Origin of the sequence: Streptomyces sp. NPDC056128 (assembly GCF_042263835.1) — a bacterium.
Lineage (GTDB): Bacteria > Actinomycetota > Actinomycetes > Streptomycetales > Streptomycetaceae > Streptomyces.
Genome location: NZ_JBHJVQ010000004.1, coordinates 332530 through 346640, shown reverse-complemented (window position 1 = coordinate 346640; position 14111 = coordinate 332530). Strand labels below are relative to the sequence as shown.

Below are 14111 nucleotides of genomic sequence, written 5' to 3'. Positions count from 1 at the left end.
AACCGGCACGACCCCACGAGGTATTCATGATCGTCATCACCGCTCCCACCGGGAACATCGGCCGCCACCTGGTGTCCCTGCTCCTGGAGTCGGCCCCCGCCCGCGGCGAGGAACTGCGCGTGATCGTGCGCGACCCCGCGCGGCTGCCCGAGGCGGTGCGCGAGCGGGTCGAGGTGGTCACCGGCTCGCACGGCGACGCCGCGGTCGTCGACCGGGCCTTCGCGGGCGCCGACGCCGTCTTCTGGCTCGTCCCGCCGGACGCCTCCCGCACGCCCGAGGACGCCTACCGCGGCTTCACCCGCCCCGCCGCGCACGCGCTCGCCGTGCACGGCGTCGGCCATGTCGTCGGCGTCTCCGCCCTCGGCCGGGGCACCCCGGTCGCCGGCCGCGCCGGACTCGTCACCGCGTCGCTCGCCATGGACGACCTCATCGCGGAGACCGGAGTGGCCTACCGGGCGCTGGCCAACCCCTCCTTCTTCGAGAACGTCCTGGAGGAGGCCGACTCGATCCGGGAGAAGGGCGTCTTCAGCGACCTCGTCGACGCCGACCGCAAGGCACCCATGGTGGCCGTCGCCGACATCGCCGCCGCGGCCGCCGCCCTGCTCCTCGACCGGTCCTGGACCGGCACCGGCAGCGTCCCGGTCCTCGGCCCGCAGGACCTGTCGCCCAACGACCTGGCCCGCATCATGACCGAGCGGCTGGGCCTGCCCGTCCGCTACGAACGCCAGGCCCCCGAAGACGTGCGCACCACCCTCGTCGGCCACGGCCTCGACCCGGCCTTCGTCCAGGGCATCGTCGACATGAAGCGGGCCAAGGACGACGGCCTCGACGCCGGCGTGGCCCGGACCCCGGAGACCTCCTCCCCGACCACCTTCGAACAGTGGTGCGCGCAGACCCTCGAGCCCGCCGTCCTCTCCTGAAACTCCCGAACACACCCCGAGCCCGGAGGCACCCATGACCACCGCCCAGACGACCGAACCCCCGGTCACCGCGTTCATGCTCGTCAAGACCACACCCGAATGGCTCGCCATGACCGTCGAGGAACGGATCGACGCCTTCACCACCCAGGTCGTCCCCGCCGTCAGGGCGAGGACCACCGGCGTACGGTCACGCTTCTACGACACGGAGTTCTACTCCGCGCGCGTCACCGACGTCTGGGTCTGGGAGGCGGACGACCACCACGCCTACCAGCTGCTCGTCGACGCCCTGCGCGAAACACGGTTCTGGGACCGGTACTTCGAGGTCGTCGACCTCCTCGTCGGCACCGAGAACGGCTACGCCCGCACGTACGGCGTCGACGCGGTCACCACCATCAGCACCTGACACACGACGCGGGGCAACGGAAAAGGCAGGAGGACCGCTCGCCTCCTGCCTGCCGCTATCAAGCTATAGCTCATGGGGGGCCTTGCGGCAAGGGCCCCTCCGTGGCACAGAATCGGCGCCCTCGGCCGCTGCCCTCATGAGGCAGCAGGACCGATCGGACGCATTCTCACCATGGGGGACCCATGATCGACGTGCTCGTCGTCGGCGCCGGACCGACCGGCATGATGCTGGCCGGCGAACTGCGCCTGCACGGCGTACGGGTACGGGTGCTGGACAAGGAGACCGAGCCGACCCAAGTGGTGCGCTCGCTCGGGCTGCACGTGCGCAGCATCGAGGTGATGGACCAGCGCGGGCTGCTGGAGCGGTTCCTCGAGCACGGCCGGAGGTACCCGACCGGCGGCTTCTTCGCCGGTATCGACAAGCCCGCGCCCGTCACCCTGGACACCGCGCACCCCTACGTCCTCGGCATCCCGCAGCCCGTCACCGACCGTCTCCTGACCGAGCGTGCCGTCGAACTCGGCGCCGAAGTCGAGCGAGGCCGCGAACTGGCCGGACTGGGCCAGGACGACCAGGGCGTGACCGCGGAGCTGGCCGACGGCACGCGGCTGCGCGCCCGCTACCTCGTGGGCTGCGACGGCGGCCGCAGCACGGTCCGCAGACTGCTCGGCGTCGGCTTTCCCGGGGAACCTGCCAGTACGGAGACGCTGCTCGGCGAGATGAGCGTGGGCGTGGCGCCGGAGACGGTGGCCGCGACCGTGGCCGAGGTCCGCGAGACCCAGAAGCGGTTCGGCGCCGGGCCCCTCGGGGACGGGGTGTACCGCGTCGTCGTACCCGCCGATGGCCTGGCCGCGGACCGGTCGGTGCCACCGACCCTGGACGAGTTCAAACGGCAGCTCAAGGCGTGCGCGGGCACCGACTTCGGCGTGCACTCGCCGCGCTGGCTGTCCCGTTTCGGCGACGCCACCCGGCTGGCCGAGCGCTACCGCACCGGCCGGGTGCTGCTCGCCGGCGACGCGGCGCACGTCCACCCGCCCGTCGGCGGGCAGGGCCTCAACCTCGGCATCCAGGACGCCTTCAACCTCGGCTGGAAACTCGCCGCCGAGGTGAACGGCTGGGCCCCCGACGGGCTGCTGGACAGCTATCACACGGAACGGCACCCGGTCGCCGCCGACGTGCTGGACAACACCCGCGCCCAGATGGAACTGCTCTCCACCGAACCCGGCCCCCGCGCGGTGCGCCGCCTGCTGGCGGAACTGACGCGGTTCGAGGACGTCAGCCGCCACCTGACCGAGAAGATCACCGCGCTGAACGTCCGCTACGACCTCGGCGCCGGACCCGAACTCGTCGGCCGGAGGATGCGGGACGTCGAACTGCGGCAGGGGCGTCTGTACGAGCTGACCCACACCGGCCGCGGGCTGCTCCTCGACGGGACGGGCCGGCTGTCGGTGACGGGCTGGTCGGACCGGATCGATCACGTCGTGGACGGCGGTGCGAAACTGGAGGTGCCCGCGATGCTGCTGCGGCCGGACGGCCATGTGGCATGGGTCGGTGACGACCAGCAGGACCTGTTCGACCGGTTGCCCCGGTGGTTCGGGGCCGCCACCGGCTGACCCGACCGTCACGGGCCGTCCGACCCCGCTTCCCCACCGGAGAGCCACCATGAACCACGTCGCCGACCCCCACCGCTACGACGGCACCATGCGGTACCGCCGCACCGGTCGCTCCGGTCTCGACCTGCCCGTCCTGTCGCTGGGCTACTGGCACAACTTCGGCGACGACAAGCCGTTCGAGTCGCAGCGGGAGATCGCCCTGCGCGCCTTCGACCTCGGCATCACCCACCACGACCTGGCCAACAACTACGGCCCGCCCTACGGAGCCGCGGAGATCAACTTCGGCCGGATCATGCGCGAGGACCTGGCGCCGTACCGGGACGAACTGGTGGTCTCCACCAAGGCCGGATACGACATGTGGCCGGGCCCCTACGGCCAGGGCGGCGGCTCCCGCAAGTACGTGCTCGCCTCCCTCGACCAGTCCCTGAAGCGCACGGGCCTGGAGTACGTCGACATCTTCTACTCCCACCGCCTGGACGCCTCCACCCCGCTGGAGGAGACCATGACGGCGCTGGACACCGCGGTGCGGCAGGGCAAGGCCCTCTACGTCGGGATCTCCTCCTACGACGCCGAACGCTCCCGTGAGGCCGCGGCGATCCTCCGCGACCTCGGCACGCCGCTGCTGATCCACCAGCCCTCGTACAACATGCTCAACCGGTGGATCGAGACCGAGGGCCTGCTCGACGCCGCCGGCGACGAGGGCTTCGGCGTCATCGGGTTCACCGCGCTCGCCCAGGGCCTGCTCACCGGCCGCTACCTCGACGGCGTACCGGAAGGCTCCCGCGCCACCCAGGGCAAGTCCTTCGCGACCGACTGGCTGAACGAGGACACCCTCCAGCGGCTGCGCGCGCTCAACGACATCGCCGCCCGCCGGGACCAGACCCTGGCCCAGATGGCGCTCGCCTGGGCGCTGCGCGACCCGCGCGTCACCTCCCTGGTGATCGGCGCCTCCCGCACCGGCCAGCTGGAGCAGAACGTGGCCGCGCTGGACAACCTCACCTTCACCGCCGACGAACTCGCCGAGATCGACAAGTACGCGGTCGCCGACGGCAGCGTCGACCTGTGGCGGCAGGCCCGCACCGGCGAGATGGGCTGAGGCCCGCCCCGCCCGCACGGGCGGCCGACGGAGGTCACGACACCGGTTCGTCCGTGACGCGGAGCAGCCGGGGCGGCGCGGTGGCGGGCTCGGGCAGGCGCAGCGGCCCCCGGCCCGGGGTGATGCTGCCGAGGAGCGTCGCCCGGCGCGCACCCGTTCCCGACGGGATCGCGCCGGGCAGGCCGTGCACCGTGAGGAAGCCCAGGAGCGCGAAAGCGAGGGCCTCCTTCGCGTCGGACGGCAGCCCGAGCGCGTCGCTGGGTCCGAGCGGCACGCCGGGCAGTTCCTCGGCGAGCATGCCCATCAGCACCGGGTTGTGCGCCCCGCCGCCGGAGACGACGAGCCGGGTGACCCCGTGCGCCCGGCAGGCGTCGGCCACGGTGACCGCGGTGAGCCGGGCCAGGGTCGCCAGTACGTCGTCCGGCTCCTGCACCGGCGCCGCGGCCAGGGCCTTCAGCAGGTAGGGCAGGTGGAACCGCTCCTTGCCGGTGCTCTTCGGGGCCGGCCGGGCGTAGTACGGGTCGTCCAGCAGCTCCCGCAGCAGCGCCGGGTCGACCCGCCCGGCGCCGGCTCGCCGGCCGTCCTCGTCGTACCCGAGGGCGCCCCCGGTGAAATGCCGTACGGCGGCGTCCATCAGCGCGTTGGCTGGCCCGGTGTCGAAGGCCAGCGGTTCGGCGCCGGGGGCGACGACCGTGAGGTTGGCGATGCCGCCCAGGTTGAGGGCGGCCGGGGTGCCGGGCAGCGCGGCCAGGGCGAGGGTGTCGGTCATCGCCACCAACGGGGCGCCCTGACCACCGGCCGCGACGTCCCTGCCGCGCAGGTCGGAGACGACCGGCAGGCCGGTGGCCTCGGCGATCCAGGCGGGCTGGCCCAGTTGCAGGGTGCCGCGGACTGCACCGTCCTCGACCCAGTGGTAGACGGTCTGCCCGTGCGACACCACCAAATCGGCGGTCCCGTCGCACAGTTCGCGCAGGGCGCGGACGGCCACGTCGGCGAAGGCGCGGCCGATTCCGGTGTCGAGCACGGCGGCGGTGCGGGCGGTCGTGTCCGACGGCGGCAGGAACCCCGCGATCAGCTCGCGCAGTTCGTCGGGGTAGGGGGCCGAGAGATGCCCGAGGGGCCGCATCACCAGGACGTCGTCCTGGAGGACGAGGTCCGCGGCGGCCGCCTCGACGGCGTCGTAGGAGGTGCCCGACATCAGGCCGATCACACGCAAGACGTCTCCTGTGAGAAGGGGTCCGGGCCGGAGGGCGACCCGCTCACTTCCGGCCGGCCGCGGTGAGCTGGTCGGGGCCGGTACCCGGCTCGGCGCCTTCCAGCGTGCCCCCGCCGGCCGCCGGCGCCCGGTGGAACAGACTCAGGACGCCGCCGACGACCAGGGTGATCACCACCCCGATGGGCACCAGCCACTGGGCCGCGATCGCCTGGGACACCGTGGTCCCGCCCGTGGTGACGTCGATCTTGACCACGCGCACGATGTACGTCATCACCCCGATCGTGACCAGGAAGGCCACGACGGAGTCCACCTCGTTGGCGCGGGTCACCAGCCGCCCGAGCAGGAACGCGCCGAGCAGCGCGCCGTAGGTGTAGCCGGCGATGGTCAGCCCGGTCAGGTAGACGTTGCCGGTGCTCGCGCTGAACGCGCACGCGAAGACGGCCATCAGGGTCGCCCACACCAGCGTCATCCAGCGGGCGAGCCGCAGCAGTGACTCCTCGGACGGGGTGCTGCGGAAGAAGCTGTGGATGATGTCGGCGACCGTCGAGTTCGACATGGAGTTGAGCGCCGAGGACAGCGAGCCCATCGCGGCGCCCAGGATGCCGGCCACCAGCAGCCCGGAGACGACGACGGGCAGCCCGTTCAGGATGAACTCGGGGTAGAGGTTGTCCGAGCTGGACAGGCCCAGCTCCGAGAACGACCTGCCCTGGTTGTACGACCACAGCAGCGCGCCGACGAGGGAGAACGCGGCGAACTGGATGACGACGAAGACACCCGAGGCGATCATGGCCTTCTGGCCCTCGCGCAGCGTCCGGGTGGCCAGCACCCGCTGCACGATCAGCTGGTCGGAGCCGTGGCTGGCCATGGCGAAGATGGCGCCGCCGATGATGGCGGTGGGCAGGGCGAACGGGCTGGTGAGGACGTGCGCCAGGCCGAAGTCGGTGTCGAAGAGCGCGAACCGCCCGGCGTCCCAGGCGCGGGCGTAGCCGTCACCGCCGACGTGGGCGGACAGCACCGCGACGGCGAGGATCGCGCCGCCGAGGTAGAGGCCCATCTGGATGGCGTCGGTCCAGATGACCGCCTTGATGCCGCCCAGGTAGGTGTACACCACGGTGATCAGCGTGAGCACGATGATGATCACCCGGTAGCTGGCGTGCACGCCGAACTCGTCGAGCAGCAGCTTGATCGGGATGGCGGAGGCGAACAGCCGGACGCCCTCGGCCAGGAGCCGGGTGAAGACGAACGTCACCGAGGCGAGCCCCTGCAGCTTCAGCCCGAACCGGTCGCCCAGGTACTGGTATGCGCTGACGAACCCGCCGCGCTTGTAGAGGGGGATCAGCACGGTGGCGACGACGACGCGTCCGATGACGTATCCCAGGGCGAGTTCGACGTTGCCGAAGCCCTGGCCGCTGTAGGCGCCGCCGGGAACGCTGATCACGGTCAGGACGCTGGTCTCGGTGGCGACGACGGAGAAGGACACCGTCCACCACGGCATGTGGCCTTCACCGACGAAGTAGTCCTTCGCCGACTTCTGCTTGCCGGCCTTCCGCAGGCCGATCCAGGCGATCCCGATCAGATAGACCACGATCACGACGAGGTCGAGCTGGCGCACGCTTGCTCCTAGACACTGGCCGGTGGGGTCGCCGGCGTGGGGAGAGGGCCGTCCGAGTATGGGAATGCCGCACTCCGGATGTCAATAAGTAACGGCTGTTCGGACCGTACGTAAATTTTTGACCAACCCGGGTGGCCCCATTAGCCTGTGTCCACCACACTCAGGAGGGGCCATGGTCCGCCAGTCCTCGTCCGGCGCGCCGGAGCAGTCCGCACAGGACGCCCCGCTCGCCGACATCCTCACGCGAGTCCGTGCCGCCCTGCCCTCCCTGGCCCCCTCCGAACGCCGGGTGGCCGACGCCGTCCTGGCCGCCCCGGGGCAGGTCGCCGAACTGTCCATCAACGCGCTGGGGGAGCGGGCGGACACGTCGGCCGCCACCGTGATGAGGTTCTGCCGCACGATCGGCACCGGCAACTACCCCCAGCTGCGCCTCGCGCTGGCCGCCGCCGCCGCACGCGAACACGCCCTGGGCGGTGAGCGTCCGGAGCGCGGCGGCACCGACATCAGCCCGACGGACACGCTGGACCGCATAGTCGGCAAGATCATCTACAACGAGGTCCGGGCCCTGGAGGACTCCGGCGCCGGACTCGACATCGAGGCGCTGGGCCGTGCGGTCGACGCGGTGGCGGGGGCCCGCAGGGTCGACATCTTCGGCGTCGGGGCCAGCGCGTTCGTCGGCCAGGACCTGCATCAGAAGCTGCACCGCATAGGCCACATGGCCTTCATCTGGAGCGACCGGCACGCCGCACTCACCGCGGCGGCGCTCCTGGGGCCCGGCGACGTGGCGCTGGCCGTCTCCCACTCGGGCGAGACCGAGGACACCACCGAACCCCTCCAGGCCGCCGCCGAACGCGGAGCCACCACCATCGCCCTGACCAACGACCCCGGCTCCACGCTCGCCACCGGCGCCGACCTCGTACTGACCACCTGCGCCCGGGAGACCCCGTTCCGCTCCGGCGCGACCGTCAGCCGCATCGCCCAGCTCGCCGTCGTCGACTGCCTCTTCGTCGGCGTGGCCCAGCGCTCCTACGACGCGTCGACCGCCGCCCTGGAGAAGACCTACGGCGCCGTCCAGCGCCGCCGCCGCCCGGCCCGCCGCGGCACCTGACCGGACGTCACCTCATCCGCCGACCAGGGCCCTCCGCCGGGCTTGTTCGACCGCCCGCTTCAGGGCGTCGATGTCGAAGGCGCCGCGGTGGCGCCTGCCGTTGACGAAGAAGGTCGGCGTGCCCGACACGCCGCTCAGGTCCGCCGAGTCCACGTCCTCGGCGACCCGCCGGGCGCCCCGGCGCCGCGCCAGGTCCTCGCGGAACACCTCCATGTCCAGGCCCAGTTCGCGCGCGTGCCGCAGCAGATCCCGCTCGCCCAGCTCGTCCTGGCGGTCCAGCAGCAGGTCGTGCATGTCCCAGAACCTGCCCTGCCGCGCGGCCGCCTCCGACGCCTCGGCCGCCGCCTGGGCGTTCGGATGCACGTCGGTCAGCGGCAGATGGCGCCACACGTAGCGGACGTCGGTCTCGCTGCCCAGCAGGTCGCGTACCGCGCTCTCGGCCCGGCCGCAGTACGGGCACTCGAAGTCGCCGTACTCCACCAGGGTCACGGCGGCGTCCGCGGGACCGCGCACATGGTCGTGGCGCTCGTCGACGGCCACCCCGAGATCCGTCAGCGGTTCGGACGTGCCGAGCAGGGCCCGCGTCCGCCGCGCCGCGGGCAGGAGGCCGATCACCCCGGAGACCGCCCAGCTGACCGCGAACGAGCCGATCAGCGTGGCGATGATGCCGATGCGCGCCTGGTTCAGCTCCTCCCCCTCGAAGGCGAGCGCGGCGATCAGCAGCGACACCGTGAAGGCCGCCCCCGCGATCGATCCGGCGGCGGTGACCGAGCCCCAGCCCACGTTGGGCCGCAGCCGCCGCCCCGACAGCAGCTGCGCGCCGGCCATGGAACCCACCACGCCGACGATCTTCCCCACCACGCAGCCGCACAGGATGCCCAGCGTGACGGGCGAGGTGAACGCGTCGGCCAGCCGCGCGCCGCTCAGCTCGATCCCCGCGTTGGCCAGGGCGAACAACGGCACGATGCCGAAGCTCACCCAGGGCAGGAACCGCTGTTCCAGCCGCTCGTTCGGCGAGATCGCCGAGGCCAGGCCCCGCGCCGCCGAACGCTGCAGCTCGGGCGTCGGCTGCTCCCGGAACAGCCGGAACAGACGGCTCGCCCGCTCCAAATCCCCACGGGGCGCCGGGTAGGCGATGACCAGGGCCCCGACCGCCAGACCCGTCACGACCGGATCGACCCCGGCCTCGTGCAGCGCCACCCACACCACCACGGCCAGGAAGGCGCAGAACAGACCGCGACCGGCGTCCGCCAGCCGCAGCACGACGACGATGACCAGCAGCGCGCCCAGGGCGACGAGGAGGGCCGGGACATGGATCTCGTCGCTGTAGAAGACGGCGATGACGAGCAGCGCCACCAGGTCGTCGACGACCGAGATGGACAGCATGAACGCCCGCAGCGAGGCCGGCAGCCGATGGCGCAGGACGGCCAGGATGCCCAGCGCGAACGCGGTGTCGGTCGACATGGCCGTGCCCCAGCCGTGCACCGAGTCGTGCCCCGCGTTGATCACGACGTAGATCACGGCCGGGACCACCATGCTGCCGAGGCCGGCCACCGCGCTCAGCAGCACCCACCGCCGGTCCCGCAGTTCCCCCATGTCGAACTCGCGCCGCGCCTCCAGCCCGACCACGAAGAAGAACAGGCTCATCAGCCCCGCGTTGATCCACTCGTGGACCGTCAGCGACAGGTGACGGGTGTCGAAGCCGACCGTGAAGTGGGCCTGCCACACGGCCTCGTAGGAGTGGAAGTCGATGTTGGCCCACAGCAGCGCCGCGACGACGGCCACCAGGAGCAGGGCCGCGCTGCCGGTCTCCGTCTGCACGAAGGTGCGCCAGCGGGTACCGCTCCTGGTGGACATCTCCTGCGCTGTCGCGTGGGGCTCACTCTCGCTCACGCGGGCGATTATGGCCGCCCGGGACCGGTTCCTCGCGCAGGCTCGTCACCAGGTCGCGCGGCAGTCCGTGGGTGTCGTGGAGGTAGTGGAGGTCGTCCTCTCCCAGCGGGCCGCGGAAACGGGGCCGGGAGAGCACGTTCCGGCCGCGCTCCAGGAGCCCGCGGAAGCGGCGTTCCTCCTCCAGCAGCAGTCGCCGTACGGTCTCGGGGTCCCCCTCCTGCCGGAAGTGGTCCAGGGTGTGGGAGACCAGCTCCTCCGGGAGGTCACCGAGGCCGCGCGACGGATCGTCCCGCCACAGCACGGTGAGGACGCGTCGCACGAGGCGGCGCAGCACGTACCCGCGGCCGGTGTTGGCCGGGCGTACGCCGTCGCCGATGATGACGACGGCCGAGCGCAGGTGGTCGACGACCAGCCGCAGCGACGGTTCGTCCAGCGGCCACAGGGACGGCACCAGTCGCCGCCACGGGTCGAAGACGTCGCACTCGAACACCGACGACCTGCCCTGGAGCAACGAGGAGAGGCGTTCCAGGCCCAGGCCGGTGTCGATGTTGCGCTGCGGGAGCGGCACCAGGCTGCCGTCGTCCAGGCGGCGGTGACGCATCATCACGTGGTTCCACACCTCGACCCAGCGGTCGTCGCGGGTGGGTGTCGACCGGGGCGGTGTGTCACCGGTCCACAGGAAGATCTCCGAATCGGGCCCGCACGGGCCGACCGGACCGTTGGACCACCAGTTGTCCTCCACCGTCAGCTCCACCGGCACACCCCGCTCCTGCCACAGCCGGAGCGAGTCGGTGTCCGGGCCCACCTGGTCCCCGCCGCCGTACACCGTGGCGTGCAGCAGACCCGGATCGATGCCCAGGCCCTCGGTGAGCAGCCGGTGGGCCCAGTCGAGGCTCTGCGAGCTCTCGTAGTCGCCCAGGGACCAGGTGCCGAGCATCTCGAAGACCGTCAGATGCGTGCTGTCGCCGACCTCCTCCAGGTCCGTGGTGCGCAGACAGCGCTGGACGTTGACCAGCCGCCGGCCCAGCGGGTGCGGACGGCCCTCGAGGTACGGGGTGAGCGGATGCATGCCGGAGGTGGTGAACAGCACGGTGTCGCCCGGCGGGGGCAGCAGGGTCGAGCCGGTGATCCGGCGGTGGCCGTGTTCCTCGTAGTACTCGACGAACGTGCGGACGATCTGCTCGGTGTCCATGGAGGTGACTCCTTCGCTGCGAGGCGGGAGGCACCGGAGAACGGGACCGTGCGAGCGGGGCGGCGAGGCGAGGGGCCGGAACGCCACGAGACCACCGACGGGCCGTTTCCGGTCGCCGGTGGGAAAGGGAGAAGGTCAGGCGGCGGCGGCCGGCGAGCTGGTCGCTCGCGCGGTCGCGAAGGTGCTTCGGCCGATGACGTTCATGCGGACGACGGTAGCGCCCGCCGCCGCTCGGTGCACGCGAATATCCGCGGGACGGCCGAGACGCGTGGGACGGCCGAGACGCGTGGGACGGTCGAAGGCCGGGTCGGTCGGCGTCAGAGCACGTCGTAGGTCAGGTGGGTCGCGGTCGACGTCGGAGTCACGCTCCGCTGTACCAGCGAGCGTGGGGCCCGGCCGGGGAACAGCGGCGTCCCGGCGCCCAGCACGACGGGTGCCAGGTGCAGCGTCAGCGAGTCGACCAGTCCCGCGTCCAGCGCCGAACCGATCAGGGCGCCGCCGCCCATGAGGACGGCGTCGAGGTCCCGCCCGGCGGCCGCCGAGGCCGCCTCGGCACGCTCGCGCGCGGTGGCCACCGCGTCGGCCAGGCCGGTCGTGACGAAGGTCCAGTCGAGGCCGGTGAGGCGCACCGACTCCGGTCGTGAGCCGGTCACGACGACGAACGCCGGCTTGCCGACCTCGCCCGCGCCGTAGCCGGTCGTGTCGTCCCAGCCGCCGGGTCCGTCGACCACGTCGAAGAGGTGGCGGCCGAGGACGACCGCACCCGACCGGGCGGTGGCCTCGCGCAGGATCCGGCGGTCGTCGGGATCGTCGGAGAACGCCCAGGTGTGCAGGGGCTCGCCGCCGGTGCCCAGCCCGTTGTCCGGGCCGGGGTCGGGTCCGGTGACGAAGCCGTCGAGGGAGACCGAGATGTCCGCGATGATACGTGTCATGTCAGGGTGGACCCGTGCCGCCGGCAGAACTCATCGGTCGCCGTCGCCGGTGAGGGCGGCCAGGTCCTCGCCGGTCCGCAGCAGGCCCGTGACCTTGGCCTCCGCCTCCCGGGGTGCCCGTACCGCCAGGGTCCGGTCGTCGCTCTCGGCCGTGACGTCACCGGTCACGCGCAGGCCCGTCACGGCCCGGCTGCCGGCGGCGAGGACGTACCAGTCGCCGTCGGGGGAACGCCAGTGGGTGTCGGCCACCACGTGCTGACCGAACCGGCTGCACGCCGCCGTCCCGCGGGCCCGTACCACCGGCTGGGCGGCGTCGCCGGTGCGCAGGTCCACGGAGACCTCGTCGGTGCCGCGCCACGTGACGGCGCGGGCGCAGGACCACACGGCGCGTCCGGCGTCCTGGGGGAGTCGCTGGTCGGCGAAGTCCCAGAGGTTGACGGCGCGGACCGGCTCGCCCTCGTCGGAGAGTCCGTCCAGGCCGCACGCCAGCCGGGACCAGGCCACCAGGGCGGCGCTCCCGGTGGCCTCCCTGGGCTGGCGGGCCGGGGGAGTGCCGGCACCGGGCAGCGGCGTGTAGGTGAGGTGCGCGGGGGAGAGACCGCCCCGGTCGGCCAGGAGGAACGAGTGGTCCTCGACGATGCGGGAGGACGACCGCAGTTGCAGCACCGTGCGCCGCTCGCAGGACCCGCCCGCCGGTGTCACCGGCACCGGCTCGGTGACACCGTCCGCCGAAACGTCGAGGTCGCGTGCGGCGTCGTCCGGGCGCAGCAGGTCACGGGTGCCGGCCTCGGCGATCCACGGGGCCAGCAGGTACCTGGCCGCTCCGTCGCGTTTCGTCACGGCGACCGCGGCGGCGGTGGTGACGTCCGCGTCGTCGACCCGCGCCACGGACAGGGCGGCGGGCTCACCGCCGGAGGCGTCCGGCTCCGTGTACCGGGCCAGCCGTCGGCCGTCGTGGAGGAGGACGACCGTGCGGGCGTCCACCTCGCCCGCGTAGAGCAGTTGTGGGGAGCCGGGCGGAGGATCCGTCGGGGTGCCCGGGGCGAAGGAAACGTTTGTGTTCCCGCGTGGTGGGCGCGACCAGGTCTCCAGGGCGCGGGTGAGCAGCGCGGCGTCGTCGGCCCGGTCGCCGCGGGCGGGCCAGGCGGTGAAGTCCACCCGCGAGGTGTCCGCCCACAGCGCGGGGTCCGTGCGGCGCAGGTCCTGTGCGGCGGGTGCGTAGGCGGACCGCGCGGCGTCGGACCCCGCCACGTCGGAGCCCTCGGTGTCCTGGTCGGTGGTGGCGACGAGCGCCGTCGCGGTGACGAGTGCGGCGAGCACCAGCGCGCCTGCCAGCCGCGTCCGCCGCCTGCGGCGCAGCAGGTCCGTCGGCTGCGCCCGCACGGTGCACGCGTCGAACTCGCTGGGGCCCGCGGCCGACAGCACACTCGCCGCCGCGGCACCGTTGCCGAGGTCGAGCCGGTTCGCGGCGCGCAGGGCCCCGGCCGGATCGTCGGCGCCGGCGGCCCGCAGCATCTCCAGCACTTCCGGCTCGGGCAGCCCGTCCACGTGCCGCAGGACGAACGCGCCCCGGGTGGCCGGTTCCGCGCCGGACAGCACCCGGCCCAGGGCCATGTCGTCGGCGTTGCCCGACCTGGGAAACAGCCGCAGCCCCAGCACGATCGGCAGCCGGCGCGGCGGCCACACCGCCGCCGCCCGGCCCGCCCAACTGCCCGCGCGCCGCCCGTCCTTGAGCGCGGCGCGCAGGACGGCCACGCGCAGGTCGTTGCCGATGAGGGCCGCGACCGGCTCGGCACCGCCGCGCGGAGCCGGCACACCGGGCGCCGGCCGTGCTCCACCGCCGGTCCGGGGCAGTGCCCGCTGGGCGAGGGAGTGGGCCCTGAGGACCCTGCGGTGTCTGCCCAGCGAGGCCGGCAGCACCAGGTACGCCAGGCGTACGAGGCCGCCGTACTGCTCGACCAGCACGGACTCGGCCCTCTGAACACGCCTTGAGGCCGGGCGACTTCTCTCACGGAACCGACTGACGGGCATAAGCGGTGCCCTCCACGACCGAGGATCTGCTGTTGCTGATCTCTCAAACGAGTGAATCGCGTGATGGTCACACGACGGTCGTGACCCGGCTTCACCCG

The 14111-nt window shown here is 72.7% G+C and carries 11 protein-coding genes; 5 read left to right on the top strand and 6 right to left on the bottom strand.

From position 1 onward, the window contains the following. Window positions 1-26: 26 nt before the first annotated feature. The 4 genes from ACFC1X_RS12230 to mgrA all read left to right on the top strand — a co-directional run bounded on the left by ACFC1X_RS12230 (window position 27) and on the right by mgrA (window position 4029). Complete coding sequence (locus tag ACFC1X_RS12230) at window positions 27-920, top strand: NAD(P)H-binding protein (RefSeq protein WP_376351711.1); 894 nt, start codon at window positions 27-29, stop codon at window positions 918-920. A 34-nt stretch (window positions 921-954) separates the two neighbouring features. Then, on the top strand, window positions 955-1323 hold the full coding sequence (locus ACFC1X_RS12225) for a darcynin family protein (protein WP_376351708.1): 369 nt from the start codon (window positions 955-957) through the stop codon (window positions 1321-1323). A 182-nt stretch (window positions 1324-1505) separates the two neighbouring features. Beyond that, on the top strand, window positions 1506-2933 hold the full coding sequence (rox, locus tag ACFC1X_RS12220; RefSeq protein ID WP_376351706.1) for a rifampin monooxygenase: 1428 nt from the start codon (window positions 1506-1508) through the stop codon (window positions 2931-2933). Between the two features lie 49 nt (window positions 2934-2982). Next, a complete protein-coding gene (mgrA, locus tag ACFC1X_RS12215) occupies window positions 2983-4029 on the top strand; it encodes an L-glyceraldehyde 3-phosphate reductase (protein WP_376351703.1) in 1047 nt (348 codons plus the stop codon). Window positions 4030-4063: 34 nt separating this feature from the next. On the opposite strand, the gene ACFC1X_RS12210 is transcribed toward mgrA, so the two are convergent. Together ACFC1X_RS12210 and ACFC1X_RS12205 are read right to left on the bottom strand one after the other, a co-directional pair. After that, complete coding sequence (locus tag ACFC1X_RS12210) at window positions 4064-5245, bottom strand: anhydro-N-acetylmuramic acid kinase (RefSeq protein WP_376351701.1); 1182 nt, start codon at window positions 5243-5245, stop codon at window positions 4064-4066. Between the two features lie 43 nt (window positions 5246-5288). Further along, on the bottom strand, window positions 5289-6857 hold the full coding sequence (locus tag ACFC1X_RS12205; RefSeq protein WP_376351699.1) for a sodium:solute symporter: 1569 nt from the start codon (window positions 6855-6857) through the stop codon (window positions 5289-5291). A gap of 172 nt (window positions 6858-7029) precedes the next feature. Here ACFC1X_RS12205 and ACFC1X_RS12200 point away from each other — a divergent pair, with 172 nt between their 5' ends. After that, window positions 7030-7965, top strand: coding sequence for a MurR/RpiR family transcriptional regulator (locus ACFC1X_RS12200; RefSeq protein WP_376351696.1), 936 nt, complete (start codon window positions 7030-7032; stop codon window positions 7963-7965). Window positions 7966-7977: 12 nt separating this feature from the next. Here the strand turns inward: ACFC1X_RS12200 and ACFC1X_RS12195 are convergent, their stop codons facing one another. From ACFC1X_RS12195 to ACFC1X_RS12180, 4 genes are all read right to left on the bottom strand, one after another. Then, a complete protein-coding gene (locus ACFC1X_RS12195; RefSeq protein ID WP_376352169.1) occupies window positions 7978-9822 on the bottom strand; it encodes a Na+/H+ antiporter NhaA in 1845 nt (614 codons plus the stop codon). A gap of 22 nt (window positions 9823-9844) precedes the next feature. Next, window positions 9845-11050 carry an alanine--tRNA ligase-related protein gene (locus ACFC1X_RS12190; protein ID WP_376351695.1) on the bottom strand — a complete coding sequence of 402 codons (1206 nt, stop codon included), beginning with the start codon at window positions 11048-11050 and terminating at the stop codon, window positions 9845-9847. 317 nt (window positions 11051-11367) lie between these two features. Further along, on the bottom strand, window positions 11368-11982 hold the full coding sequence (locus tag ACFC1X_RS12185) for a dihydrofolate reductase family protein (RefSeq protein WP_376351692.1): 615 nt from the start codon (window positions 11980-11982) through the stop codon (window positions 11368-11370). A 30-nt stretch (window positions 11983-12012) separates the two neighbouring features. Further along, complete coding sequence (locus ACFC1X_RS12180) at window positions 12013-14013, bottom strand: hypothetical protein (RefSeq protein WP_376351689.1); 2001 nt, start codon at window positions 14011-14013, stop codon at window positions 12013-12015. Between the last annotated feature and the right edge of the window lie 98 nt (window positions 14014-14111).

What these genes read in the sequence shown, in the direction of transcription:
- ACFC1X_RS12200 (WP_376351696.1), top strand. Translation starts at nt 7,030, where the DNA reads ATGGTCCGCCAGTCCTCGTCCGGCGCGCCGGAGCAGTCCGCACAGGAC.
- mgrA (WP_376351703.1), top strand. Translation starts at nt 2,983, where the DNA reads ATGAACCACGTCGCCGACCCCCACCGCTACGACGGCACCATGCGGTAC.
- ACFC1X_RS12225 (WP_376351708.1), top strand. Translation starts at nt 955, where the DNA reads ATGACCACCGCCCAGACGACCGAACCCCCGGTCACCGCGTTCATGCTC.
- rox (WP_376351706.1), top strand. Translation starts at nt 1,506, where the DNA reads ATGATCGACGTGCTCGTCGTCGGCGCCGGACCGACCGGCATGATGCTG.
- ACFC1X_RS12195 (WP_376352169.1), bottom strand. Translation starts at nt 9,822, where the DNA reads ATGTCCACCAGGAGCGGTACCCGCTGGCGCACCTTCGTGCAGACGGAG.
- ACFC1X_RS12230 (WP_376351711.1), top strand. Translation starts at nt 27, where the DNA reads ATGATCGTCATCACCGCTCCCACCGGGAACATCGGCCGCCACCTGGTG.
- ACFC1X_RS12185 (WP_376351692.1), bottom strand. Translation starts at nt 11,982, where the DNA reads ATGACACGTATCATCGCGGACATCTCGGTCTCCCTCGACGGCTTCGTC.
- ACFC1X_RS12180 (WP_376351689.1), bottom strand. Translation starts at nt 14,013, where the DNA reads ATGCCCGTCAGTCGGTTCCGTGAGAGAAGTCGCCCGGCCTCAAGGCGT.
- ACFC1X_RS12190 (WP_376351695.1), bottom strand. Translation starts at nt 11,050, where the DNA reads ATGGACACCGAGCAGATCGTCCGCACGTTCGTCGAGTACTACGAGGAA.